General features: G+C 51.8%; 22 protein-coding genes. 13 read left to right on the forward strand and 9 right to left on the reverse strand.

Features of this window, described 5'->3' with window-relative positions; translation table 11 throughout:
* Positions 1-153: 153 nt before the first annotated feature.
* The 3 genes from ACS5NO_RS06100 to ACS5NO_RS06110 all read left to right on the forward strand — a co-directional run bounded on the left by ACS5NO_RS06100 (position 154) and on the right by ACS5NO_RS06110 (position 4,752).
* Complete coding sequence (locus ACS5NO_RS06100) at positions 154-3,876, forward strand: PAS domain S-box protein (protein ID WP_439414305.1); 3,723 nt, start codon at positions 154-156, stop codon at positions 3,874-3,876.
* 11 nt (positions 3,877-3,887) lie between these two features.
* Positions 3,888-4,283, forward strand: coding sequence for a RidA family protein (locus ACS5NO_RS06105; RefSeq protein ID WP_439414306.1), 396 nt, complete (start codon positions 3,888-3,890; stop codon positions 4,281-4,283).
* A 133-nt stretch (positions 4,284-4,416) separates the two neighbouring features.
* Complete coding sequence (locus ACS5NO_RS06110; RefSeq protein WP_439414307.1) at positions 4,417-4,752, forward strand: winged helix-turn-helix transcriptional regulator; 336 nt, start codon at positions 4,417-4,419, stop codon at positions 4,750-4,752.
* Positions 4,753-4,806: 54 nt separating this feature from the next.
* Here the strand turns inward: ACS5NO_RS06110 and ACS5NO_RS06115 are convergent, their stop codons facing one another.
* A complete protein-coding gene (locus ACS5NO_RS06115) occupies positions 4,807-5,592 on the reverse strand; it encodes an outer membrane beta-barrel protein (RefSeq protein ID WP_439414308.1) in 786 nt (261 codons plus the stop codon).
* A gap of 233 nt (positions 5,593-5,825) precedes the next feature.
* Here ACS5NO_RS06115 and lysM point away from each other — a divergent pair, with 233 nt between their 5' ends.
* Positions 5,826-6,299 (forward strand): peptidoglycan-binding protein LysM, encoded by a 474-nt coding sequence (gene lysM, locus ACS5NO_RS06120; RefSeq protein WP_114405577.1) that lies wholly within the window; start codon positions 5,826-5,828, stop codon positions 6,297-6,299.
* 78 nt (positions 6,300-6,377) lie between these two features.
* On the opposite strand, the gene ACS5NO_RS06125 is transcribed toward lysM, so the two are convergent.
* Entirely contained in the window at positions 6,378-6,743 is a 366-nt protein-coding gene (locus ACS5NO_RS06125) for a VOC family protein (protein WP_439414309.1), read from the reverse strand.
* 118 nt (positions 6,744-6,861) lie between these two features.
* Between ACS5NO_RS06125 and ACS5NO_RS06130 the strand changes: the two genes are divergently transcribed.
* The gene (locus ACS5NO_RS06130) at positions 6,862-7,095 is read left to right on the forward strand and encodes a hypothetical protein (RefSeq protein ID WP_439414310.1); all 234 of its coding nucleotides are present in this window, start codon (positions 6,862-6,864) and stop codon (positions 7,093-7,095) included.
* 9 nt (positions 7,096-7,104) lie between these two features.
* A complete protein-coding gene (locus ACS5NO_RS06135; protein ID WP_439414311.1) occupies positions 7,105-9,027 on the forward strand; it encodes a tetratricopeptide repeat protein in 1,923 nt (640 codons plus the stop codon).
* Positions 9,028-9,121: 94 nt separating this feature from the next.
* Here ACS5NO_RS06135 and rny read toward each other — a convergent pair whose 3' ends face one another.
* From rny to ACS5NO_RS06160, 5 genes are all read right to left on the reverse strand, one after another.
* Positions 9,122-10,693, reverse strand: coding sequence for a ribonuclease Y (gene rny / locus ACS5NO_RS06140; protein ID WP_138989446.1), 1,572 nt, complete (start codon positions 10,691-10,693; stop codon positions 9,122-9,124).
* A gap of 141 nt (positions 10,694-10,834) precedes the next feature.
* Positions 10,835-11,176, reverse strand: a complete 342-nt coding sequence (locus ACS5NO_RS06145; RefSeq protein WP_138989445.1) for a cell division protein ZapA — start codon at positions 11,174-11,176, stop codon at positions 10,835-10,837.
* Positions 11,177-11,192: 16 nt separating this feature from the next.
* Positions 11,193-11,552: a hypothetical protein gene (locus ACS5NO_RS06150; protein WP_138989444.1), complete on the reverse strand. Its 360-nt coding sequence runs from the start codon at positions 11,550-11,552 to the stop codon at positions 11,193-11,195.
* A gap of 80 nt (positions 11,553-11,632) precedes the next feature.
* A complete protein-coding gene (gene pheT / locus ACS5NO_RS06155) occupies positions 11,633-14,065 on the reverse strand; it encodes a phenylalanine--tRNA ligase subunit beta (protein ID WP_439414312.1) in 2,433 nt (810 codons plus the stop codon).
* Between the two features lie 134 nt (positions 14,066-14,199).
* Positions 14,200-14,829, reverse strand: a complete 630-nt coding sequence (locus ACS5NO_RS06160) for a DUF1684 domain-containing protein (protein ID WP_439414313.1) — start codon at positions 14,827-14,829, stop codon at positions 14,200-14,202.
* A 242-nt stretch (positions 14,830-15,071) separates the two neighbouring features.
* Between ACS5NO_RS06160 and ACS5NO_RS06165 the strand changes: the two genes are divergently transcribed.
* The 5 genes from ACS5NO_RS06165 to ACS5NO_RS06185 all read left to right on the forward strand — a co-directional run bounded on the left by ACS5NO_RS06165 (position 15,072) and on the right by ACS5NO_RS06185 (position 19,205).
* Positions 15,072-15,431 (forward strand): sugar 3,4-ketoisomerase, encoded by a 360-nt coding sequence (locus tag ACS5NO_RS06165; RefSeq protein ID WP_439414314.1) that lies wholly within the window; start codon positions 15,072-15,074, stop codon positions 15,429-15,431.
* Between the two features lie 66 nt (positions 15,432-15,497).
* On the forward strand, positions 15,498-16,103 hold the full coding sequence (locus tag ACS5NO_RS06170; RefSeq protein ID WP_439414315.1) for a riboflavin synthase: 606 nt from the start codon (positions 15,498-15,500) through the stop codon (positions 16,101-16,103).
* Between the two features lie 55 nt (positions 16,104-16,158).
* Positions 16,159-16,947: a PASTA domain-containing protein gene (locus ACS5NO_RS06175; protein ID WP_439414316.1), complete on the forward strand. Its 789-nt coding sequence runs from the start codon at positions 16,159-16,161 to the stop codon at positions 16,945-16,947.
* Positions 16,948-17,075: 128 nt separating this feature from the next.
* Positions 17,076-18,854: a T9SS type A sorting domain-containing protein gene (locus ACS5NO_RS06180; protein WP_439414317.1), complete on the forward strand. Its 1,779-nt coding sequence runs from the start codon at positions 17,076-17,078 to the stop codon at positions 18,852-18,854.
* Between the two features lie 42 nt (positions 18,855-18,896).
* Positions 18,897-19,205 carry a rhodanese-like domain-containing protein gene (locus ACS5NO_RS06185; protein ID WP_439414318.1) on the forward strand — a complete coding sequence of 103 codons (309 nt, stop codon included), beginning with the start codon at positions 18,897-18,899 and terminating at the stop codon, positions 19,203-19,205.
* A 75-nt stretch (positions 19,206-19,280) separates the two neighbouring features.
* Here ACS5NO_RS06185 and miaA read toward each other — a convergent pair whose 3' ends face one another.
* A complete protein-coding gene (miaA, locus tag ACS5NO_RS06190) occupies positions 19,281-20,213 on the reverse strand; it encodes a tRNA (adenosine(37)-N6)-dimethylallyltransferase MiaA (protein ID WP_439414319.1) in 933 nt (310 codons plus the stop codon).
* 102 nt (positions 20,214-20,315) lie between these two features.
* Here miaA and ACS5NO_RS06195 point away from each other — a divergent pair, with 102 nt between their 5' ends.
* Both ACS5NO_RS06195 and ACS5NO_RS06200 read left to right on the forward strand, forming a co-directional pair.
* Complete coding sequence (locus ACS5NO_RS06195) at positions 20,316-20,999, forward strand: DUF4230 domain-containing protein (protein ID WP_150881387.1); 684 nt, start codon at positions 20,316-20,318, stop codon at positions 20,997-20,999.
* Between the two features lies 1 nt (position 21,000).
* On the forward strand, positions 21,001-23,019 hold the full coding sequence (locus tag ACS5NO_RS06200) for a M1 family metallopeptidase (protein WP_439414320.1): 2,019 nt from the start codon (positions 21,001-21,003) through the stop codon (positions 23,017-23,019).
* 95 nt (positions 23,020-23,114) lie between these two features.
* Here ACS5NO_RS06200 and ACS5NO_RS06205 read toward each other — a convergent pair whose 3' ends face one another.
* Positions 23,115-24,572, reverse strand: a complete 1,458-nt coding sequence (locus ACS5NO_RS06205; RefSeq protein ID WP_439414321.1) for a BNR-4 repeat-containing protein — start codon at positions 24,570-24,572, stop codon at positions 23,115-23,117.
* Positions 24,573-24,575 lie beyond the last annotated feature (3 nt).

Below are 24,575 nucleotides of genomic sequence, written 5' to 3' on the forward strand. Positions count from 1 at the left end.
CAAACAAACGTTTATCACATTGCCGGTATTTTTTTGTAAATTTATTCTGTAATGTTGCCGTCTTTCAGGGAAGGCCGTCCGCCTGGAAACCAAGTTTCGAACCGGGGCCGTCCGCCTGAAATACGCCGAATTCCAAACACCCACACATTGATAATGTCCTGGACTGCGAAAACAAAAAATGAGCTGGTCGCCGAGATTCGGCGGTTGAGCAAGGAAGTCGATATACGAAACTCACTGGACGGAAGTTCACAACTGCCGCATGCGTCGGTTTTCGACGTCAGCAAAACGGTTGATCAATTGAATCTCATTGGGTTAACGATTGAGAAAGACGGTACGGTGACATTTTGTAACCAGTATACCCTGCGGATTACGGCCTGGCAACCGACCGATGTCATCGGAAAAAACTTTTTCGAGATTTTTATTCCGGCGGGCGAGCGGGTGCAGATGCAGCGGGATTTCGACGATGCCATTGCGCGCGGGGGCGTGGTGGAGCAGAAAGAAATCAACCTCCTGGCCAAGAGCGGTGCCGTGCGAAATGTTCAGTTGAATTCGTTCATTATCAACACCGTAGCCGATCATACAGCGGTTCCGTCATACACCTTCATTGGCGAAGATGTCACCAATAAAAAGCGCGTTGCTTCGGCCCTGTCGTATTCAAATTCGCAGTTGCAGGATCTGGTGGATAATACCAGTGACCTGATTCAACTGGTGACGCTCGACGGCAAATTTATGTTTGTCAACCGGGCGTGGCGCGAGGTGCTGGAATACAGTTCCGACGAAATTGCCTCGCTGACTTTGCAGGATGTCCTGCACCCCGATTATGCCGAAAGTACGCTGATGCGGCTGCAACGGGTGCGGGACGGGGAGAAATTTCCGTATTTCGAGACGGTTTTTCAGAGTAAGAAAGGCAAAACCGTCTTTGTGTCGGGCAGCGTCAACTGCCGCTACGATCAGGGAAAACCGACCGCGTACCGGTGCATTCTGCACAACATTACGAGCCGCATCCGCGCGGAAAAAGCCCAGAAACTCTACTACAGCATTGCCAACTGGACGCTCAACGCGCCGAATCTGGACGAGTTGTACCAAAATATCCACGATGAACTGAGCAACATCATCGATGCCCGGAATTTTTTTATTGCGCTGTATGACCAGAGCAAGAGCTTCCTGTATTTCCCGTATTACGTCGATGAATATTTTACGGGAATGCGGTTTACGAAACGGAGGCTGGGCAACGGCCTGACCGAATACGCCATCCGCGCCAATCGCCCGCTGTTTCTCTACGAGCAGGATATTCAGCAACTCGCAGACACGCAGAACCTCTACCTCTATGGACAGATTCCGAAAGCCATGCTTTGCGTTCCGCTCCGGATTGGCGACCGGATTACGGGGATAATCGGTGTGAAAGCTTACGACAAAGCCGATACGTACAACATCCGCGATCTGGAATTGCTCGAATTTATTTCGGGACAGGTGGCACTGGCCATTGCCCGGAAGCAGGACGAAGCCGCCATCAACAAGCAAACCGCCCGGTTGAATGCGATTTTCGACAGCAGTTCCCACCTGATCTGGTCGGTCAATAAAAGCTTCCAGTTGACGTCCTTCAACCGGAATTATACGCGGCTGATCGAAAACCAGTTGGGCGAAATTCCACAATTGAACGTGACGACCGAAAAGCTGGGCTGGCGAATCATCGGGGCCGAAAACCGGCGGTTGCTGGAAGAAAAATATAGGCTGGCGTTCCGGGGACTGCCACAAACGGTCGAACTGCATTACCAGACCACCAAAAGTGAAGCCTGGCTGGAGGTGCATTTGAATCCAATTCTGCTGTCGGGGGGCGTCATCGAGGAGGTTTCAGGGATTGCCCGCGACATCACCGCCCGGAAACGGACGGAACTGGAACTGCGCGGCAGCGAAGAAAAATTCCGGGGTATTTTCGTCAACCTGCAGGACATTTATTGCCGCGTCGACCGCGAAGGACTCGTCACGATGATCAGCCCGTCGGTCTTGAAACGAACCGGCTACCCACCCGAAGAAGTTCTGGGTCAGCCGATTACCAACTTCATCGATAAGCAGGATATTCGCCGGGCGCTCGTGCGATTGATTCGGAACAAGAGTCTGCGAAACTTCGAGGCCACGCTGCACCGGAAGGATGGGACAATCCGGCAGATCATGCTCAACATGTTGACGCTCAACGATAAGAATGGCCGGGTGGACGAAGTGGCCGCCCTGGCCCGCGACATCACCGAACTGAAGCGCAACGCTCAGGAACTGATGAAAGCCAAAGACGAAGCCGAGCGGTCGCTGAAGGTGAAGGAGCGGTTTTTGGCCAACATGAGCCACGAAATCCGGACGCCGATGAACGGGGTAATCGGCATGATCGACCTGCTGAACGATACGCCCCTGGATCAGGATCAGAAGGATTATGTGCAAACGATCAAGAAGTCCTCGGAAACGCTGCTGAACATTCTGAACGATATTCTGGATTTGTCGAAAATCGAAGCCGGGAAAATGGTTTTGCACGAAGCACCCATTTTGTTCCGGGAGGTTTTTGACAAACTGGTGTCGCTTTTTGGGCAGCAGGCCAGCGTGAAAGGGAACAAACTGAGTTACCATCTGGACGACAAACTGCCCCGGTTTGTGATAGCCGACCAAACGCGGTTGTTGCAGATACTGTCTAATCTGACCTCAAATGCCATTAAGTTTACCGAAAACGGTGCGGTGACGGTCGAGGCTTCACTGGTCAGTAAGAAGGGTAAATTTAACCGGATCAAGGTGGAGGTGAAGGATTCGGGCATCGGGATTGCAAAAGACGATTTAGGCCTTCTGTTCAATTCATTCAGCCAGGTCGAAATGTCGTCGCGCAAATCCTTCGGCGGAACGGGCCTTGGTCTGGCCATTTCGAAGGAGTTGGCGGCTCTGATGAAAGGAACGATCGGCGTTGAATCGGTAACCGGGAAGGGGAGTAACTTCTGGTTTACCATTGAGTTGAAAGAAACCCTGATCAGCCCCACGAACCAGAAGTCCGATCAGGCCGAAATTTCGTTGCAGAATGTGTTCATCGACCATCATCCGTACTTGTTGCTGGTCGATGATAATGCCGTGAACCGAAAGGTGGCGACCGAGATTTTGAAAAAATCGGGCTGCCAGGTCGAAACCGCATCGAGTGGACAGGAAGCCATTGATAAAGTGACGGTGGCGATGGCCGAAAACGGCAAACCGTATGAGCTGATTTTCATGGATATTCAGATGCCGGATATGGACGGGGTGGAAACGACGGTGAAACTGCGCAGTCTGTTCGGTACGCAGTTGCCGCCAGTGATTGCCATGACGGCTTATTCGATGCGCGAAGACCGGGATCGGTTTCTGAGCCAGGGCCTCGATGACTACATCGCCAAACCGATTCGGGCCCAAAGCCTGATTTCCAAAGTGAAGGAAACCGTAGATGCCCGCAAGGATTTCAGGGAAGCGGCCCAGATGCGCTCCAAACAACTGGAAACCATTCGCGAACTGGAGATGCCGATGGTCGACACCGAAATTATTGGTCAACTGGAGCAGGTGGGTGGCTGGGATCTGGTGACGTCGATTTACGAAGATTTCGAAATTGAAGCCACCACCCTGGTACAGGAATCGCTCGATGCCTTTGCCATTGGCGATATTCCGACCGTCAAAAGCCATCTGCACACGCTCAAAGGCAGTGCCGGAACCATTGGAGTCGCCCGCATTGCGCAGGTCGCCCGGGAAGCCGAAGGCAAACTAAAGGTGAGTGACAGCAGCACCCTGGCGGATGATTTGCACCTGCTCGATAAAGAATTCAAACTGTTTTTAAGCGAATATAAAAATACACTCGAAAAGCTGGTCGCCGAAAAAGCCGGCTAAATGATAAACTCATGTCTTCTCGTCAACTCATTTCTTCCGGCACACCCTGGGAGCCGGTGGTCGGTTACAGCCGTGCCGTTCGTGTCGGCAATCTAATCGAAATTTCGGGTACCACCGCCATGGACGGCGACCACTTGATTGGTCGCGATAACATTTACGAACAAACCCAGTTTATACTGCAAAAAATCAGCAAGGTGCTGGCGGAGGCTGGTGCAACGCTCAACGACGTTGTGCGTACACGGATGTACGTTACCGACATTTCAAAATGGGAAGATGTGGGACGGGCTCATGGTGAGGTCTTTAAAGATATTCGGCCCGCAACTTCCATGGTGGAAGTGAGTGCTTTAATCGATCCTGAATTGTTGATCGAGATTGAAGTAACGGCGTTTTTGAACCCTGGAAGTTGACTTAATTCCAAATTGAAAATCATTTTTCAGAACCCATTCCATCTTAGTTGTTAATGCTGTATTTTTGTTTCGGTTGCACATAATAATCTCTTAATCAGTGGTTTACCCACCAAAAGGTAAGTACTATTAACCAATGACACCCGAACTAAAACAAACAAGCGAAGAAATTATCTCTACCGAACTGATTATCAAGAAAGCAGTTGAAGTTATTTGTGGAAAATGGCGGCTGATCATCATCCATCTGCTCCGCGAGAAAACCCTGCGATACGGAGAAATTAAGCGAGGGGTTCCCGGAATCAGTGAGAAAGTGCTGGTTCATGAATTGAAACAACTGGTCGAACTGGGAATGGTCGACAAGCAGTCATTTGGCGAAGTTCCGCCCCGGGTGGAGTACAGTCTTAATGAAAAAGGGCGTACGGTTTTGCCCGTTATCGATCTCCTCCGCGAAGTGGGTCAGGCCTTTATTTGAATTTTTACTCCGGACGCAGAAACACCTGTTTTTGCGTCCGGAATCAAATATTTCTCAGAAATGAGCGAGTTTATAGCCCAGCGTTAGCGTCACGTATCCGATAAAACCGGTAATCCCGCTGTCGTTGAAAACGCCCCCTACGGGTAATCCGTAGCGGACATCGACTTCAAGCCGTTTCAGGAGTGTAAGGCCCGCGCCAAATTCAGCCCCAAAATTGAATGTTTTTACCTGTAGAATGCCAGCCTGATCCGGATTGGTCAGATCGACCTGGTCGGATATTTCTGAAAGAGTAAAGCCCGGCAAACTGGCGCTGGCTTCAACCTGCCCCGATGCGGTTCGGGCTGCTTCGGCCTTCAAAGTGAACAGAAAAGTAGGGCCACCGTAGAAACGCCATTTGCCTTCATTCCCTTGTTTGCCAATAAACAGGGGAACATTCAACGAAGTAAGAGTGGGTTCGGTAGTGGTATTTAACCGGGCGTAAAGGGTTCCGGGCCGAATATTGGGCAGGTTGACGCCAAACTCCTTTGCTGCGGCCACATCGATGCGGTCGATGGGGGCTTTTTGTTTCAGCGCAAGCGACGAATAACTGATTTCGGCCTGCAGGAAAAACCGGTCGTAGTGTTTGCGCGCCCACACGCTCCCGAAATACCCGACGCCAATGCCGTTGTTGGAATTTCGGATCCGGGGAAGTTCCAGACCCGGCGAGAGCGTTTGGGCCGGAATGACCGTATACCCGTGTGTAAAAGTGCCTCCCCCCCTGATTCCCAACTCCATACCGCCCTGAGCTTGTGCTTTGCTGGCCATCAGAAAGACAAGGCAAGCGACCCTAATTAGTTTCATCCCGAATAAAGCCGTTACGGTTTTGGTGCTCCATTGCGCCACACCCTGCCACAAGAACGGAAAACTCTGCCAAGTCGTAAATAGATTTTAAAATAATTTGTCGACAATTGATTACTAACTGATACATTTAGCGTCTAAAATAGGATCGCGAGGCTTGGCAGACAAACAGTTCCGCCCTGTTCGCAGTTGTTCTATTCAAACCCAATTCATTGTTAATCAAACACACAAAATCCATGGGACTGCTCAGTTTTTTCAAAGGTGTAGGGGAAAAAGTTTTCGGTAAAGAACACGAAGCACCGGCTGCCGAACCGGCCAAGGCTGCGGAAGTAGAGCCGCTCAAAGCGAGCGCGTTGCTCAATCACGTCAAGCAACTTGGTTTGTCGTACAAGAAGTTGACGGTGAAAACCGCCGGCGATACGGTGGTGCTGGAAGGCGAAGTGGCTACGCAGGAAGATGCCGAAAAACTGGCATTGGCCGTTGGAAACGTCGAAGGCGTTCATCAGGTCGATAACCGCCTGGTGGTGGAAGCCCCGGAACCGGAAGGTCAGTACCACACCGTTGAGTCGGGCGATACCCTGTCGGCGATTTCCAAGAAAGTATACGGCGATGCCATGAAATACGGTATTATTTTCGAAGCCAACAAGCCGATGCTGAAAAGCCCGGATCTGATTTATCCGGGCCAGGTGCTGCGGATTCCGCGGTTGTAGGGTCTCTGAGTTCCACTAAAAAGCCGTTTGCAGACATCTGTAAACGGCTTTTTAGTGGAACTCAAAAAAACAATCAGCTCACTCCGCTTTAAAATGTGGGTTTTCAATAATTCCGAACACGTTGCCAAACGGGTCTTTCACACTGGCGACTTTAATGTCACCACCCACTTCCTCAATACCCGAATGCACGCTGGCACCGTGGCTGATCAGGTGTTCCCAGGCCTTTTCGATGTCAGGAACGCCCCAGTACGTAATCGTGCTGCCATCGGCGGGTTTGGCCGTCGGATCGAGCCCGAGTTCGTAGCCGCCCACGGAAAAACCGATGTAAAATGGTTCGTCAAAATACGGATCAATGCCCAGGATGGTTGAGTACCAGTTTTTCGCGTTGAATAAATCAGGTGCCGCGTAAATTATAGTCCGTAGGCCCAGAAAAGCGGATGCCATAAAAAACAGATCAGTTGCCCAACTGGCAGGAGCCGGATGGAAATGAAATGGAAAAATAAGAAAAAAGATTAAATACCGTCCATAGAATTTCTTTTCCGGTTTATACCCATTCCGGGAAATGGACAATTCCATCCGTTTCGGGAGCAGGATACCCACTTCCGATCCTCGCCCGGCAAGGTATTTGCTGGACACTTACTGTACTGGTTTAACTGACTTTACCAACCAATTGTTGGGATTCGACCAACATCCTTCATTGATTTTTGGAGGAATCTTGCCAATTTTACAAATAACCATCGAGATGAAAGGTTGTTTTACTAAACAAACGTACCATCGCTACAAAAAACTGACCTGACCCGTTCGTATGTCCAAGAAGAATCAATCCTCGTCGAGTCAAAAACCCCTCATTCGGCCTACACCCAATGGGGGAACCAAGCCCACATCCAGACCGGTAACGGCGGTTACGCGCCCCGCGGCTTCCTTGACTAAACCGGCGTTCCCAACCCTCTCGGAACCACTGGCGCCCCGGTCCATTCAATGGCCCTGGGCTTTGCTGGTGGCAGTCGCCGGATTCGCCCTCTACGCCAACACATTCAACCACGGGCTGGCACTGGACGACATTGCGGCCATTACCCAGAACCTGTTCGTTCAGAAAGGCATTGAAGGCATTCCGGATCTGCTCAAAACCGAGTTCTGGCATTTTAGTAACATTTCACTCGGCTATTACCGCCCGCTGGCACTCATCACCTTCGCGCTGGAGAAAGAATATTTTAATGGCGATCCGCACATCAGCCACATGATCAACGGAGGAATCTACGCCCTGACCGGTTTGTTTCTGGTGGTGCTTTTGCAGAAATGGTTGCCGGGCCGCACCGTCCTGACCACCCTGATTGCGTTGCTCTTCATGGCACATCCGCTTCATACCGAGGTGGTGGCCAATATCAAAAGCCGCGATGAAATGCTGAGTTTCCTGTTCATCACGCTGGTCATGCTGACCTACTGGAAATACCTGGAAACCCAGCAAAAAGGCTGGATTGTCTTTTCGGCCTTCTGGATGTATCTGACGTATCTCTCGAAAGAATCGTCGTTGGTGGGGTTGGGGCTGATCGTGATCATGCAGTATACCTTTGCCAAACGGAATTTTTTCCAGTCACTCATCAGCATCTGGCCGTATCTCGTGGTGACGGCCCTGTTTTTCTGGCAGAAAAAGACCATGATCGGCACCCTGAGCGGGAATCCACCGGTCGATTGGGCCAACTATCCGTATGCGCTCGAAAACACGAAGTTCCTGACCACCTTCAAATTCTTTGCGCAGTACGCGCGGCTGCTCATTTTTCCGCTCCATTTGTCCTACGACTACTCGTATAACGTCATTCCTTCCGGCAAACTGAGCGATTGGGAAACCCTACTGGGGCTGTTTTCCTTTGGTGGATTGGTTTGGCTGGCCTGGAAAGGGTTCTGGCAACGGTCACTTTGGGGCTTTGGTCTGACGTGGATGTTCATCACCATGACTCCCGGTTTGGGCTTCGTGCTCTTCCGGGGTGGTATTCTGGCCGAACGCTTTTTGTATTCCCCGATTCTGGGCTTCGTCATTGCCGCCGTTGCCGGGCTGGATCTGTTGCTGGCCAAACGGCTGGACCTGTCCGACAGTGCGCCGGTGCTGAAGCGATACGGTATTTTGATTGGATTGTGTGTGGTGGTTGGCGGGTTGTTCAGCTTCCGGACGGTAGTTCGCAATGAAGACTGGAAGGATAACTTCACGCTTTTCAACAGCGGCCTGGAATATGCTTCCAACAGTTGCCAGGTCAACCGGCATGTGGCCAATGAGTGGATCAACAAGTGTGCAGAAGAAAAAGACCCGAAGCAAAAGCGGTTTTATTTCAACAAAGCCATTTACCACCTGCAACGGTCGACGGAGATTTACCCCGGTTTCGGTGAAGCCTTTTTCTCGATTGCCTATTCATACCAGAAACTGATTCCAAACCGGGATTCGGCGGTTTATTTCTACAAACAGGCGATTCGGGCCTCCTCCAATTACGCACCGGCCTACAACAACCTCGGGGTGATTTACCAGAACGAACGTCGCTATCACCTCGCTTCGTACTTCTACAACATGTCGATGATGGTCAACCCGGCCTATCAGGATGGTCGTAACAACTGGGAAGGTCTGAAAAAACAGCTTGGATTGGATGTGAAGATTTTACCCGACAGCCTGAAACATGAAGCCGTGTTGCCTGGTGCTCCCACACCAACGGCGGTTCCCGCCCTGCGGTTTCCGGTGAGGTAAAAGTTTACGGTATTCGGTTTACAGTTTACGGGGGCTGAAGCACGTTTGTAAACATGCTTCAGCCCCCGTAAACTGTAAACCGAATACCGTAAACCTATTTCGCGTAGGCCACCGACCGCATTTCCCGGATGACCGTGATTTTGATCTGACCGGGATACTGCATTTCCTTCTCAATTTTCTGCGAAATATCGAACGAGAGCGTGTTGGCTTTTTCGTCGGTAACATTCTCCGCATCCACCATCACCCGCAGTTCGCGACCCGCCTGAATGGCGTAACACTTGATGACGCCCTGGAAATTCATCGCCAGTTCTTCGAGTTCTTTCAGCCGTCGGATATACGACTCCATCATCTCGCGCCGTGCGCCCGGCCGGGACCCTGATACAGCATCACACACCTGCACAATGGGCGAAATCAGGGTGGTCATCTCGATCTCGTCGTGGTGAGCCCCAATCGCGTTACACACTTCCGGGTGTTCCTTGTATTTCTTGGCCAGTTCCATTCCCAAAACCGCGTGCGGCAGTTCGGCTTCTTCGGGCCAGACTTTCCCAATGTCGTGCAGCAATCCGGCGCGTTTGGCTAATTTGGCATTTAGGCCCAGTTCGGCCGCCATCGTGGCGCAGAGTTTGGCGACCTCGCGGGAGTGCTGCAGCAGGTTCTGACCGTAGCTGGAGCGGAAGCGCATCCGGCCGATCATCTTGATCAGTTCGGGGTGCAGACCATGAATTCCGAGGTCGATCACCGTTCGTTCGCCAATTTCGACAATCTCATCTTCGATGTTCTTGCGGGTTTTGGCCACGATTTCCTCAATCCGGGCGGGGTGAATCCGGCCATCCTGAACGAGACGGTGGAGTGATAAGCGGGCAATTTCGCGCCGAACGGGGTCGAAACCGGAAATGATGATGGCTTCCGGCGTGTCGTCGACGATGATTTCAACACCCGTAGCCGCTTCCAGCGCCCGGATGTTTCGCCCTTCGCGACCAATCACTTTCCCTTTGATGTCGTCGCTTTCGATGTTGAACACCGACACGCAGTTTTCGATGGCGTGTTCCGTGGCCGTCCGCTGAATGGTTTCGATCACCACCTTTTTGGCTTCTTTCGTTGCCGTCAGTTTGGCTTCTTCCACCACACTTTTGATGTAGGACGATGCGCGCGAATCGGCTTCGGCTTTCAGGGCATCCACGAGTTGTTCGCGGGCCTGTTCGGCGGTAAGGTTGGCAATTTTCTCCAGGGCTTCGACCTGTTGCAGGCGCATGCGTTCGGCTTCTTCCCGGCGTTTGCCGATGGCTTCCTGTTGCTGGGCCAGTTGTTGTTTCTGCTGGTCGAGTTCTGCTTCCTTGCGTTTGCTCTGGTCGGCTTGTTGCTGCAGCTGCTGCTCGCGTTGTTTGAGCTTGTTTTCGTTGGTAATCAGAATGTTCTTCTTCCGGTTGGTGTCTTCTTCAAACTCCGCTTTTAATTTGAGATACTTTTCCCGTGCTTCGAGAATGCGGTCTTTCTTGATATTTTCAGCCGTCAATTCGGCGTTTTTGATGATCTCTGCCGATCGGGTTTCGGCATCCTTCTCACGCTGGGCAAACAGGCGGCCTAGAAGCCTTCTGCCAATGTAGATGCCCACTGCGATCGAGATTATATCCGACAGGAGCATCACCCAGAAATCAATTTTATTCATGTCCGTAGACGTTTGTGTGAAAAATATAGTTTTCACAGACAACTACAGTGCCGAAGAAATGAAGCAAGCCGACTGTTCAGGCAGTCAGCGTTGGAAGTACGGGAAGAAGGCGGTTTTCGCGTTCGGTTTTCTACTTATTAGTTAAGTAGTTAACGTCGAGTCAATTAACTCGTCTAAACGGGTTATCCGTTGTGTTATCTTTTCTTGCAGCGCCAGTTTTTCACTGCGAGCGTTTAGCCATCGTACGGTATTCATGACGGCAATTACCGCCAGAATATCCATGTCATCGCGCTTTTTTTTCTTATTCTTCTCCCCTAAAAAGCGTTCATTGACGAGACGTCCGGCTTCCCGGGCGGTTTCTTCGTCTTCTGGAAGAACGCTAAGCGGGTAGTTCCGGCCTGCAATTCGGATATTTATTGACAATAACTCTTCCATCCGTACAGCTTGTCCATCCGGTGCCAAAAACGCATCAGGCGTTTCCAACCTTCCGGCAAGTGATTTATGACAAGTCACTCAAATAGGCAATACAACGATCCAATTCTTCGATGTAAACCGTGAGCTGTTGCTTCAATTCGGCAGTAGTCCCTGCGTCATTGTGTTTGTTATTTACAATCTTAGGAATATTTGTTGGTTTAGAAAACTCTTTTGATGAATTATTCACCATTTTTTCCAATTGCCTCAGTTGATTTTGATGTTTTGCTACCTCATTGGTCAATTTGGCCTTTTCACGCTCCAGGGCGCTGTTCTCCTGCTCCAGTTCGCTAATCCGTTGCCGACCCGCTTTGACCAGTTCGACCAGGCGATTCGCCTTGTCCTCGAAGGAGTCCAGTTGCGATAAAACCGACGACGTATTGCTCATGGTTGCGTTGAAATTTCCGGGCTAAAGTACCAGTTGGAACGGATTCCTTTCTGATTCAGAAAGGAATCACCCATCGAATCTTATTTTCTGATCACGGCCCCCAGTTCCCGCTCGAAAGCCGACATCAGCCGGTTCATCGTTTTGTCGATGACCGCATCGTTCAGCGTTTGCCCGGCATCCTGCAGGATAAAACTGACCGAATACGATTTTTTGCCGCGCTCCAGGTTTTCACCCTCGTACACATCGAACACGTTTAGGTCCCGAAGCAGCTTCCGTTCGGTTTGGTACGCCAGCCGACTGATTTGCGCGTAGGTGATGCCGGTATCCAGCACCAGCGACAAATCGCGCCGAACTTCCGGGAACCGCGACACTTCTTCGAAAACCACTTTGGCGTTGTATAACTTCAACAGGTATTGCCAGTCGAAGTCCGCGTAGAAAACCGGGGTGTTTTTCAGTTCAACCCGTCTTGTTAAACCGGCCTTTACCAGACCCAACGAGACCAGCGGTTTTTTGTTAACCAGCAAGGTCAAGCCATACTGGAAGATAGCCGGGTCAGCAGGTTGGTTATCAGTTGCTTTAACCCGAAACGAAGTTAAAACTTTTTGTACAACACCCGCAAGGTCGTGATAGTTTAAAGCCGTTTCGCCGGAATGTTGGTTTCCGGTGAGCCAGCTTTCCGGTTGCAGACGCCCGGCCATCCAGATTCCCAGGCGGGGGCGTTCCAAAAAACGCTCGCCGTCACGGCTGTACGTCTTGCCAAACTCGAAAATTTTCAGGTCTTTCTGTCGCCGGTTGATGTTGTATACCAACGTTTCCAAACCGGAAAACAGCAAGGTCTGACGCATCACCGAGAGTTCTTCACTCAACGGGTTCAACAACTGCACATCCGCATTTGGCAAACTCGCCCGAATGGCTTCGTGGTAGGCCGGGCGGGTCAGCGAGTTGCTCAGGGTTTCGTAAAAACCGTTGGCCGCCAGAAGCTGGCTGGCGCGTTCCTGCAACTGATCGGGATCAGTTTCGGGAAACTCCGACAGGAAATCCGAGGAGAGGTGGTCCGAAAGCGGGACATTGCCGAGTCCGTAAATCCGCAGAATTTCTTCGATCACATCGACTTCCCGCTCCACATCGACGCGGTAGGGCGGCACCAGCGCCGTGAAGCCCAGGTCGGTCTGGTCACTGATCTGAATATCCAGACTTTCCAGAATCCGCTTGATTTCGGCCCGGTCGATTGGAATCCCGATGAGCCGGTCCACGTTCTTATACCGGATCGCAACCGTGCGGTCCGAAACCGGGGTAGGATAGAGGTCGATGATTTCCGAACTGATGGTTCCGCTGGCCACTTCCTGAATCAGCAGGGCGGCCCGTTTGAGCGCAAAAACCGGCATGTTCGGGTCGGTGCCGCGTTCGAAGCGGAACGACGCATCGGTTTTCAGGCCGTGGTACTGAGAGGTTTTCCGAATCCAGGCCGGACTGAAATAGGCCGATTCCAGAAAAATCCGGGTTGTTTGCGCTTTCACGCCCGATTGCTGACCGCCAAAGACACCGGCAATACACATCGGTTCGCTGGCGTTGCAGATCATCAGGTCGTTGGCCGACAGCTTCCGTTCAATCCCGTCGAGGGTCACAAACGGCGTGCCTTCGGCCACGGTTTTAACAATCACCTGATTGCCCGTAATCTGGTCGGCGTCAAAGGCGTGCAGCGGCTGGCCCAGCTCATGACAGACGTAATTCGTTACATCGACAATGTTATTGATCGGGTTCAGTCCAATGGCCCGTAGCCGCTGTTTCAGCCAGTCGGGCGACTCGCCAACGGTCAACCCGTCGATGGTCAACCCGGCGTAGCGGGGAGCGCCTTCCGGGCTTTCGACCGAAACAGAAATCGGCAGATTCTGATTGTCAATTTTGAACGCATCGACCGAAGGCCACTGAACCGGCCGCTGCAACACGGCTTTCAGGTCGCGGGCCACACCGAGGTGCGAGGCTGCGTCGGCGCGGTTGGGCGTCAACCCAATTTCAATCTGGTAGTCGGCTTCCAGTCCAAAATAACGGACAGCGGGCGTTCCATTTGGCAGGTCCGTATCCAGCACCATCACCCCGGCGTGGGAGATGCCCAGCCCGATTTCATCTTCTGCGCAAATCATGCCTTCGGAAGCGGCACCCCGAATCTTCGCTTTTTTGATCGTAAACGGCTCTCCGCTGACCGGGTACAGGGTGGCTCCCACGAGTGCTACGACCACTTTCTGCCCGGCCCGCACGTTGGGCGCCCCGCAGACGATGTGCAATGGCGCTCCCTGACCGGCATCAACCGTCGTCAGGCTCAGTTTATCGGCTTCGGGGTGTTTTTCGCAGGTCAGCACTTCACCGATCACGACCCCTTCCAAACCGCCCGGAACAGACTCTATTTTCTCGACACTTTCAACTTCTAAGCCCGTATCAGTCAGGATTTTACCAACGTTTTCCGGGCTTTCACTCAGGCTAATCAGTTGATTGAGCCATTTATAGGAAATCTTCATACAGCAACTAAAAATGAATGACAAAGATAACGAGTCTTGAACCTTGATTCAGCGGATTGGCCTGATTAAATGATGAATGATGGATGATGAACGTTGAATTGCTTCATAACAACCCATTCATCGTTCATCATCCATCATTTCATTTCAACATATTTCTCCCCCGCCCGAACCGCTACCGGAAGGCTATTTTCGGCTGGGGGCAGTGGACAGGCATACTCGTGGTTGTAGGCGCAATACGGATTATAGGCTTCATTAAAATCGATCACCAGGCGGTTTTCCTTCACATCGTCGGGACTAAAATCCAGGTAGCGACCACCGCCGTAGGTTTCTTTCCCACTCGTTTGGTCTTTGAAGAGAACCGACAGCGTGTTGTCGTGTTTGAGCACCAGCAGACGGCACAACTCGTCGTTGATCGTAAAAACCGCATGGGCGTATTTTTCGTAGACTTCCTCACTGCCATCGGTCAGCGGAACCACCAGTTTCTTTTTATCGGCAAAAGGCTCCAGCCGGGCCGCAACGCGGTAGGCCGGATCGGGGTTGAAATAGACCAGACTTTTGAATTTGGTTTTGTCGGTAAATGGTGACTCGCTGCTCGTTCGAAAGAATTCTTCTTTGTCTTTTCGCTTCTGGAGCACTTCCAGACGATAGGATTCCGGGTTGGTCACCGATGGCGTGTCGGTATTCCCGGCGTCGAAAAAAGAATAGTAAATGATCGCCAGCACAATCAGGAACAGACCCACCAGAAAAAAACGATTCCGAAGCATAACAGGATGGTTTTGAGCCGTGAAATTACAGATTCATGACGGGTTTTTGCAGGAAAATTGCATTCGTTTTACGGGATAAACCGTCGGCGTGGATCGCTTTTGTGTGGTATCCAGTCGTACTGACCGGAAAATAGGGTGTAGGGCGAATGGTTTTGCGGTTTTGGTCAAAAGGCTTGTTTTGTTAAAATTTTGCCGAATTTCTCAGTAGTTTACCGCCAAATTGACGCGAGTAAAGGTAAAGTATGGCTCAACTTTTATTTTTGGATACGTTTGAATCCGATTCCGGAAATCTGACGGTGATTGAAAAAATTATGCCGGGATCGATCAAACGCGTTTTTTATATCTACGAAACCGAAGACACGCTGCGGATTGGTCGGCGGTATCACCAGGCCTGGCACGCCATTCTGTGCCTGAACGGGAGTTGCCGGATTCAGACGCAGAGCGGCTCGCAGTCAACCGGTTTTGTGCTGGATGATCCCCGGAAATGCCTGCTCCTGGAGCCGGAAGACTGGCATCAGATTGGAGACCTGACAACTGGTGCTTTTCTGCTGGTGATCTCCAATGAATATGACGACCCCGCCGATTTTGATACCGGTATGTGAAAAGGAATTCTTCTCCTCCACATCCTGTTAGCCGTATTGAGTGCATTATCCAAGATTAAGCGTATTATGTTTACCGGAATCATTGAAGCGACCGGCGAGGTGACCGACATCACCGCCGAGGGTACCAACCTCACTTTCCATCTGCAATCCCGAATTGCCCCCGAATTGAAAGTTGACCAGAGTCTGAGCCACAACGGTGTCTGCCTGACGGTGACGTCGGTGAGCGGAGACGCCTATACGGTTACGGCGGTGGAAGAAACGCTGAAGAAAACCAATCTGGGTCAGGTAAAAACCGGCGATCGGGTCAATCTGGAGCGGTGTATGCCCGCCAACGGTCGGTTCGACGGCCACATTGTTCAGGGCCACGTTGATCAGACGGGAATCGTTACCGGCATTGCCGACCAGAATGGAAGTTGGCTGTTCGATTTTCAATACCGTACCTATTCTAATGATCCCAAAGAAAACAATATTACCGTTGAGAAGGGGTCGATTTGTATCAATGGCGTCAGTTTGACCGTTTTTAATTCGGAACCGGATTCGTTTCGGGTAGCCATCATTCCCTACACCTACGAACACACGACCTTTCGAGACCTGAAGGTGGGCGATGTGGTCAATCTGGAGTTCGACGTGGTGGGGAAATACATAAAAAAAATGATGGGCCTGTATCAATAACCGCCCGGCAAACCGCTAATATTGTGGTTTATCCTAGTGTTTATACCTTGATTTCATGACGAAAATCAGCACCCGTACGACAACCGACCTGCTTACCCATATAGGGATTATGCTCGGATTGGTGGCCGTTCTGTTTTTAGGCTTTTTCTTCCTGTATCTCCCGTTTACTACTCACCACGGTCAGACGATTACGGTTCCGGATCTGAGCCGGATGAATACGTCGGAACTGGAGGATTTTTTAAGTGACCACGACCTCCGGTTCGAAGTGGAAGATTCTACTTACGTGGCCGGTGCCGAGCCGCTGACGGTGGTTTCGCAATATCCCAAACCCGGTTTTAAAGTCAAAGAAGGACGAAAAATCTACATCACCATCACGACCGGAAATCCGCCGATGATCCCCATGCCCAAGCTCGTGGATCAGACGTATGTCAGCGCGCAGTATGCTCTGTCGAGCAACGGTTTACAGATGGGAAAACTGAAGTACGTTCCCGATTTGGCGCAGGGTACGGTTTTGCAGCAACTCTACGAAGGAAAGGAAATCCTGCCGGGTACGCGGATTGCCAAAGGATCAAAAATCGACATTGTGGTGGGCGACGGCCTGGGCAATACTATGTTTGCCATTCCGGACGTTGTAGGTAAACCACGCGACGAAGCCGAAATGTTAATTCGGGGTTCTAATTTGCAGGTTGGCACGATTCTTCCTGTAGAAGATCCTGAAAAAGAAGTCGGCACGGTGGTCCGGCAAAACCCGGCTGCCCGACCCGGTGCGACCATCCGGGTGGGCGATGTGATTGACCTCTGGGTGGTTGGTCCGGTCGAAAATGATGATACGCAGGAAGAATGAAGCACCCTATAGCAAGCAACAGGCGGGTTTTTTGTCATCCATCGGCTGTTGCCGGCTGGTTACGGTTGGTTAGTCATGCATGTAGCCCGGCGGTTCTCTATGGTCTGGTTTTCGCAGTTTGTGTCTGGTTGCCAACCGCTTCCGCGCAGATTCGGGTTGTCCCGATCGAATCCTTTCCCAATGCCCTCACACCCGCCAAACCAGCAACCGCCGGAGCCCGGATTCAGGCGATGAAACTGCCTTTTTTCGACGATTTTGCTACGGCGGTCGACCGGCCTGACCCGGCACTGTGGCAACCCAGCAACGTCTACATCAACAACACGCTGCCCATCAACCACCCTTCGTTGAATGTCGCCACCTTCGACGGATTGAAAGCCAACGGAACACCCTACGATTTTCTGGATCAGGACGCGAATGGGCCTACCGATACGCTGACAGCTAACCCAATCGATCTGGCGGGAACGTCGGCTGCGGATGCGATTTTTCTCAGTTTTTACTGGCAGCGCAAAGGGCTGGGCGAGTTGCCCGATGCCGAGGATTCGCTGCGGCTTCAGTTTCTGAACAATGCGGGAACCTGGGAAACGGTCTGGAAACAGGAAGGGGATACGGCCAATAATAATTTTACGCAGTCGTTCGTCGCCGTCAACCAGGCCCGGTTTCTTCATTCGGCTTTTCAGTTCCGGTTCGAGGCATTTGGCCGGACGTCGGGCGCGTTCGACACCTGGCACCTCGATTACATTTATATGGACAAAGGCCGGTCGGCTACTAATCTGTATATCAAAGACATTGCAACCCGGCAACCGGTTTCGTCGTTTCTGAAACGGTATTCGGCCATGCCGATGAAGCAATACCGGCTGAACCCCGTGGGTGAAACCGCCGATACGATCCGAACAGACATCGTCAATCTGTTCAATAACTTCAACTTTACGACCTATCGAACGGTTATCAAAGACCAGCTAAGCGGTACGGTTTTTCAGCAATACCAGTCACCGTCGGAAGGGATTGCATCGCTGAGTTCGCAGCCGAAAACCATGAAACCACAACCGCTACCCGCCAGTTTTACGGGAGAGAAAGCGTGGTTGCAAACCCAGTTTGCGGTTCAGACCACCGATAAGATTCCCGGCGTTAACCTCCGCCGAAACGACACGATCGCGTCGGTAACGGTTTTGGATAACTACTATGCCTACGACGACGGTACCGCCGAAGCCGCGATTCAGAATACGCAACGGCAAGGGCGGGTGGCCATGCGGTTTTTGCTGAACAAACCGGATGCGGTGTCTGCCCTTCAGGTGTGTTTTGCACCGGTGAAAACGAACCTCACCGGGCAGGTGGCGGTTTTTAGCCTGTATGCCGACGACCGGGGAAGACCGGGTCGGGTACTGTATCAGAAGGCCGCCGTCATCAGTTACGCCAATTCCCGCAGCGGTTTTGTTGAAATTCCGTTCGAGTATAGCGTAGCTGTTACCGACACTTTTTACGTCGGCTGGACACAGGTGAGTGAAGACTATATTGTGGCCATCGGTTTCGACAAAAATAGCCCGTTCGGCAATCAGGTTTTTGAAGGTCGGGGATCGTCCTGGGACCCCAACAATCCGGGCGGGGTGCCGATGATCCGGCCCGTGATGGGAACCGGAAAAGATGCTCCCATCACCGGAATCGACGACGACGTGGAAGCCATAACCCAACTGCTGGTGTTTCCGAATCCCAGTTCCGGTATTTTGATCTGGAAAAACCCGGCCATTCAGCGGATTGAAATCCTCGATCTGAACGGTCGGCTGTTGGTCAATGCCCGTCCGGCAGTTGGGCAAAATCAGCTAAACGTCAGTCAGTTAGCGGACGGTTTTTACCTTGTTCGGCTGTCAGACGGTAAAAAGACCGTGGTCCAGAAATTAATTGTCAGAAAGTAACCCTACTTTTGCCTTTCTGATGAATGACAAAACACGATTGACATGGACATTACCGTACAGGAACTGAAAGAACGATTAGACAAAGGCGAAAAAATCAACCTGATCGACGTTCGCGAAGAATACGAATTTGATGAAGATAATCTGGGCGGGAGACTGTATCCGCTCGGTAGTCTTCCCAGCCAGATCGACGAACTGGAAGACCTGCAAGACGAAGAAATTATTATCCACTGCCGGTCGGGAGCCCGCAGTGCCCGCGCGCAGCAGTTCCTGGAGCAGAACGGTTTTTCCAACGTCCGCAACCTGATCGGGGGCATTCTGGCGTATCGGGAAAATGAGCGGAAATCGCAATAAGCCCAAAAGGAAATTATAAATGTAAAATATTGAATGATAAATTATAAAGGACGGCCAGTTGGGCTTTTTACTTTATCATTCATCATTCGATATTTTACATTTTTCATTAGCAAAAAATAAGATTTCTTCTTCTTCCTCCGCCCCAAACCACTGGTAATTTCCCTGATTTCGGAACCACGTCAACTGGCGTTTGGCATAGCGCCGGGAGTTGCGTTTGAGCAAACGCATCAGTTCGGTCATATCATAATCTCCATCCAAATACCCGAAAACTTCCTTATAACCAACGGTTTGCAAAGCGGTGGAATGTCGATAAGGAAGGAGCGCACGCACTTCATCGATCAAACCGCTGGCGAGCATGGCATCCATCCGGCGGTCGATGCGGTCGTAAAGTTCCGCCCGCGGACGATCCAGGGCGATGAAGACCATTTGAAACGGGCGGGGCGACAACGGACCCGTAACTTCCTGTTTTCGAAAAGACGAATACGGTTTTCCTGAACTCAGGCAGACCTCCAGCGCCCGGATCACGCGCTGTGAATTTTGCAAATCGGCGGTTTCGGCATACGTCGGGTCCAGCAGCCGAAGTTGTTGCCGCAACGGCTCCAGCCCTTCGGTTTCGAGCCGGTTCATGAGTTCCGCACGCAGGGCCGGATCGGCTTGCGGAACATCGTCGAGGCCAAAGCAGACCGCGTTGATGTACAGCCCCGTCCCGCCCGACAAAATCACGACGTCCTTTGTCTGAAACAGTTCATCCAGCACCGCCAGGGCTTCCCGCTCATATTGCCCGGCACTGACCGGGTTCATAATGCTGTGGGAGTCAACGAAATGGTGACGGACGCCCTGCATTTCTCCGGCGGTCGGTTTGGCGGTTCCAATGTTGAGTTCCTGGTACAACTGCCGCGAATCCGCCGAGACGACGTCGGTTTGCAACACCTTCGCCAACCGGACGCACAGGCTGGTTTTTCCGACGGCGGTGGGGCCGGCAACGACAATCAATAATTTATTCGTCATGGAGTAGAAACCAATTCCCTTTTTTAGCGTCTTAAATGAAAGCAGGCCCTGTTTGGTAGAACTGCAAAAGTCTGTACCTTTCGTCAACTATCCAACTCTTCTATGGAGTCTTCGAATACGTTATTCATTCTCATTACGCTGCTGTTGGGCGGTTTTGGCGGTGTCGCGATCTCCAACTGGTGGCGCAAAAAAAAGGCGAATCCGATCACCGACGTTCGCAAGGAGTCCACGATTTTGCTGGACCGGATCGAGAAAGTCTTCAAGGTGGTGATGGCCGAAGGGTATTTTACGGAAATTCTGAGTTATCAGGATGATAAAAAGTTTCTGTATTTCATAAACGACCCCAAAAAAGCGTTAATCATTGCGAAGGCAAAAGTGCTGGTTGGATTTGACTTTGCGAAGATCCGGTTTCGGCAGCCGGAGTCGGGCGAGAAAAAGCTCATCATCGAATCGTTTCCCGAACCGCAGGTGCTGTCGATCGATACCGACTACAAATTTTACGACATCGATCCGGGATATCTGAATCACTTCCGGAGCGAGGATTACACCCGGCTGCTGGACGAATCCAAACAAACGATGCTCGACCGCGCGATGGAGAGTGATTTGCCCCGGATTGCCAACAACCAGATTCAGTTTATGATGTACCAGTTGGCCGAAACGATGGGCTGGCAGCTCGAATTGCCCGAAGCGGAACAGCGCAAACTGACCGAACTGACACAGCAATACGACCAACTGAAAGCCGAACCCAAGGCGTTGCCGGGGGATATTCTGGATGAAGAAAACTAGTATGAAGACACATTTCGCTGAAATAATGATCCGGAAGCAGGTTCACGCGGTGGTCCTGTTTTTATTTTGCCTCACCGCATCCGCCCAATTACCCGACAATGGCATTGCCACGTGCCAGCATACGCGCCTGAATTACTTCGGGTCGCTGGCGAAAACCAGCCGGTCGGCGCGCATCCAATACCCCGGCGATGCGACCATCGACGTAACCTATTACAAACTTGATCTGAACATCACCTATACGCCCAATTACCTGCACGGGGCTGCGACGATCAGACTCACCAGCGCGGGCGATAACCTCAGCCGGTTTTTTCTGGATCTGGCCAATGAAATGAAGGCAGATTCGGTGAAAACCGGAACCCAAAACCTCGCATTTTCGCAGGAAAACAACCAGCTTTCCATTACGCCCACCCAGCCACTGGGCAAGGGTCAGGCGCTAACTGTAACGGTTTATTACCAGGGAAAACCGGGTGCAACGGGATTAGGAAGCTTTACGTTTAGTACGCATGGTTCTCAAAATCAACCCGCTATCTGGAGTCTGAGTGAGCCCTACGGTGCCCGCGACTGGTTTCCCTGTAAAGATTCCCCGGCCGACAAAGCCGATTCGTCGGATGTCTGGATTACCGCCCCGAAGCAATTTGTTTCGGTTTCGAACGGTCGACTGGAATGGGTCATCGACAATGCCGACAGCACGCGTACGTACCGCTGGCGAAACCGCTACCCGATTGCCAACTACCTGATTTCGGTGGCCATGTCGAATTACGCGCTCTACGAACAGACGTTTCGCTCATCGCCCACGGATTCGATGCCAGTGACGCACTACCTTTACCCCGAAGCCCTAACCGATAACGTGAGAAGAACGTTGGACCAGACCACGGCCATGTTGGAGGTGTTTACGAATTACTTTGGGCCGTATCCGTTTCTCAAAGAGAAATACGGCCACGCCCAATTCGGCTGGGGTGGAGGTATGGAGCATCAGACCATCAGCTCGATGGGCGCCTTCAACACCGATCTGATTGCTCACGAACTGGCTCATCAGTGGTTTGGTAACAAGATCACCTGCAAAACCTGGGAACACATCTGGCTCAATGAAGGGTTTGCGTCCTACGCAGAAGTGCTGTACCGGGAAACCGTCGGGGGAACCCCCGCGCTTCGTTCCTACATGAACTCGTATATGCTGCTGGCCCGACGGGCACGCGGGACGCTGTTTGTGCAGGATCTGGCCAATGTGAACAACATCTTTGATTCCAACCGGACGTATTACAAGGGCGCAACCGTTTTGCACATGCTCCGGGGCATCGTGGGTGATCAAAAATTCCGGGAGATTTTGCAGAAATATGCCGCTTCGGAATTTGCCTACAAAGCTGCTACCACCGAGGATTTTGCCGCCATTGCGTCGCAGGTCTACGGAAAACCGCTCGACTATTTTTTCAAACAGTGGGTTTACGGCGAAAATTATCCGACCTACCGGGTGAAATGGAGCAGCGGTGCCCTGGCGGGTCAAGCCAATCAATACCGGGTCAACCTGCGGCTGGAACAAACCACCGGCACGGCCAACCCGGCTTTTTTCACGATGCCGGTGCCGGTTTTGGTGAGAACATCGGTGGGCGATACGCTGATTACGGTCGTGAACAACAGTGCCGACCAGACGTTCGAGCTTACCGTGAAAGGGCAACCGACTGAAATTCAAATTGATCCGAACAACTGGATTTTGAAACAGGTCGAAGTAACGGAAGTTATTACGGCTTTGAACGACCCGGTTCCGGCGACGCAACTGACGGTTTTGCCCAATCCCGCCCGCGATCAGTTAACGGCCCAAATCGATGTGGCCGGGGCGTTTACGGGGCGGCTGGTGTTGACCAATTTGGTGGGACAGGAAGTAGTTACCCTATCCGAACGGCCTTTTACCAGCGGACGGCATACGGTTACTTGGCCGGTGCTTGACCTGCCAGCCGGACGCTATAACCTGACACTAACCACCGGCGACCGTCGGCTGACGAAAGCGGTTTTAATCGCTAAATAAAAGGAATGTAAAATATCAAATGATGAATGCTAAATGTAAAAGTAGCCTGACGCTATTCACTTTTACATTTAGCATTCATCATTTGATATTTGAAATTAATTCCCACCAACCAGCACCGGTTTTTCCATCTCCGCTTTCATTTCTGCCGGTAATTGAAACACCTGTCCTTCCCGGTTGCAGAAATAGAGAAAAGAAGCAGACGGTTTTCGGGCGTTTCCATCGGCCCAGAAGGCGTAAAAACCGGGATGGGCTACCACGGGGCGACGGGGATAGGCATGGTTGCGGACGCTGTTCTGCGTAACGGCTTTCACGGTTTTCCAGGATTTTCCGGCATTCCGGCTTTCCAGCATGGAGAGTTCACCGCCCGTGCCAAACGGCTGCGGCCCGGCTTCGAAGGAGCCAATGATGCCCCACGTATTGCCTTCTACCACCAGCGACGCCATGTCGTAGTTGTGGTCCGATTGCGCCACGGCGTGGATTGCCCACTGCTTGCCGGTCCAGTGGGCCACCTGCCATTCATACGGGCCGTTTTGGGGTCCCGGTTCCGGGCCTTTGCTGCTGACATACAGAATGATCGGCCGGTTAGCGGCATCGTAGTTCACATCGCTGATGTACACATTCCGGCCCAACTTCCGGTAGTCTTTCACCAGAGCGGTGTTGAGGGTGTCTTTGAGGGGCAACTGAACCGGTTTTCCGTCGGCGGTATGCCAGCTTTTGCCGAAATCGTCGGTTTCGACGTAATAGACATTGGTGCGGTAATCGAGTCCGGCACCGACTTTGGTGTTGGGGTGGTAATTAAACGCACTGCCAATCTTGTTGCCCCGCTGCCCGCTGCTTTGGTAATGGCCCTCCTCGATGGTCGCAATATCCTGCCAGGCCGACCAGGTAATGCCATCCGGGCTGGTGATGTAGGAAATCGTTCGGCGGGGTTTCTTGGCGCCGTAGGGTAAAACGCCCCGGTCGTAATGGGTCATCAGGTTGAAAAAACCGCTGCCGGGCTGGTAATACGTTTGCAGGTAAGAGAAGTTGTTGAACGGAACGGTTTGCCCGTTTTCATCCCGGCGCGTGGCTTCCATGCGGTCGAAGGCGCTGATGTCATACGGTTTCCGGCTCCGGTGAATAAACGACGGGCGTTCGGTGCCGTGCGAGGTGGAGAAGAGCCAGATATACCCCTGACTATCCAACTGAATCACCGGATTGTCGTGTGCATCGCCGGTTTGTTTGTTCAGCACCAGCGTGGGGCGCGACACCATCCCGGTTTTGTGATCGAAGAACCCGACCATGTGGCACAACGCGCGGGAACTGGAGTCGGTGACACCTCCGTAGCAGAAAAACGTTCGCCCGACTGCCGGGGCGTAAACCGAGAATGGATAGTGATTGGCCGGATACGTTCCCAACCCGCCACTGTACTTGTACACATAGTCGTTTTTGGTGTCGCCGATGAAGTACCAGATGCCCCGGTAGCCGGATGCCTTCTGGTTGAGGGTTTCGATCTGAGCGTAAACGGAAAATGAAGCCAGAAAACTGATGATAAACAATATACTTCGGAACATCAT

This window comes from Larkinella fluvii (assembly GCF_051857545.1).
Classification (GTDB): Bacteria; Bacteroidota; Bacteroidia; order Cytophagales; family Spirosomataceae; genus Larkinella.

Excerpts from the sequence above, each read along its gene's own strand:
- ACS5NO_RS06130 (WP_439414310.1), top strand. The coding sequence starts at position 6,862 with ATGGACAATTCCATCCGTTTCGGGAGCAGGATACCCACTTCCGATCCT.
- ACS5NO_RS06150 (WP_138989444.1), bottom strand. The coding sequence starts at position 11,552 with ATGAGCAATACGTCGTCGGTTTTATCGCAACTGGACTCCTTCGAGGAC.
- ACS5NO_RS06100 (WP_439414305.1), top strand. The coding sequence starts at position 154 with ATGTCCTGGACTGCGAAAACAAAAAATGAGCTGGTCGCCGAGATTCGG.
- ACS5NO_RS06185 (WP_439414318.1), top strand. The coding sequence starts at position 18,897 with ATGGACATTACCGTACAGGAACTGAAAGAACGATTAGACAAAGGCGAA.
- ACS5NO_RS06160 (WP_439414313.1), bottom strand. The coding sequence starts at position 14,829 with ATGCTTCGGAATCGTTTTTTTCTGGTGGGTCTGTTCCTGATTGTGCTG.
- lysM (WP_114405577.1), top strand. The coding sequence starts at position 5,826 with ATGGGACTGCTCAGTTTTTTCAAAGGTGTAGGGGAAAAAGTTTTCGGT.
- ACS5NO_RS06175 (WP_439414316.1), top strand. The coding sequence starts at position 16,159 with ATGACGAAAATCAGCACCCGTACGACAACCGACCTGCTTACCCATATA.
- miaA (WP_439414319.1), bottom strand. The coding sequence starts at position 20,213 with ATGACGAATAAATTATTGATTGTCGTTGCCGGCCCCACCGCCGTCGGA.
- ACS5NO_RS06105 (WP_439414306.1), top strand. The coding sequence starts at position 3,888 with ATGTCTTCTCGTCAACTCATTTCTTCCGGCACACCCTGGGAGCCGGTG.
- ACS5NO_RS06125 (WP_439414309.1), bottom strand. The coding sequence starts at position 6,743 with ATGGCATCCGCTTTTCTGGGCCTACGGACTATAATTTACGCGGCACCT.
- pheT (WP_439414312.1), bottom strand. The coding sequence starts at position 14,065 with ATGAAGATTTCCTATAAATGGCTCAATCAACTGATTAGCCTGAGTGAA.
- ACS5NO_RS06165 (WP_439414314.1), top strand. The coding sequence starts at position 15,072 with ATGGCTCAACTTTTATTTTTGGATACGTTTGAATCCGATTCCGGAAAT.
- ACS5NO_RS06200 (WP_439414320.1), top strand. The coding sequence starts at position 21,001 with ATGAAGACACATTTCGCTGAAATAATGATCCGGAAGCAGGTTCACGCG.
- ACS5NO_RS06115 (WP_439414308.1), bottom strand. The coding sequence starts at position 5,592 with ATGAAACTAATTAGGGTCGCTTGCCTTGTCTTTCTGATGGCCAGCAAA.
- ACS5NO_RS06110 (WP_439414307.1), top strand. The coding sequence starts at position 4,417 with ATGACACCCGAACTAAAACAAACAAGCGAAGAAATTATCTCTACCGAA.
- rny (WP_138989446.1), bottom strand. The coding sequence starts at position 10,693 with ATGAATAAAATTGATTTCTGGGTGATGCTCCTGTCGGATATAATCTCG.
- ACS5NO_RS06205 (WP_439414321.1), bottom strand. The coding sequence starts at position 24,572 with ATGTTCCGAAGTATATTGTTTATCATCAGTTTTCTGGCTTCATTTTCC.
- ACS5NO_RS06135 (WP_439414311.1), top strand. The coding sequence starts at position 7,105 with ATGTCCAAGAAGAATCAATCCTCGTCGAGTCAAAAACCCCTCATTCGG.
- ACS5NO_RS06170 (WP_439414315.1), top strand. The coding sequence starts at position 15,498 with ATGTTTACCGGAATCATTGAAGCGACCGGCGAGGTGACCGACATCACC.
- ACS5NO_RS06195 (WP_150881387.1), top strand. The coding sequence starts at position 20,316 with ATGGAGTCTTCGAATACGTTATTCATTCTCATTACGCTGCTGTTGGGC.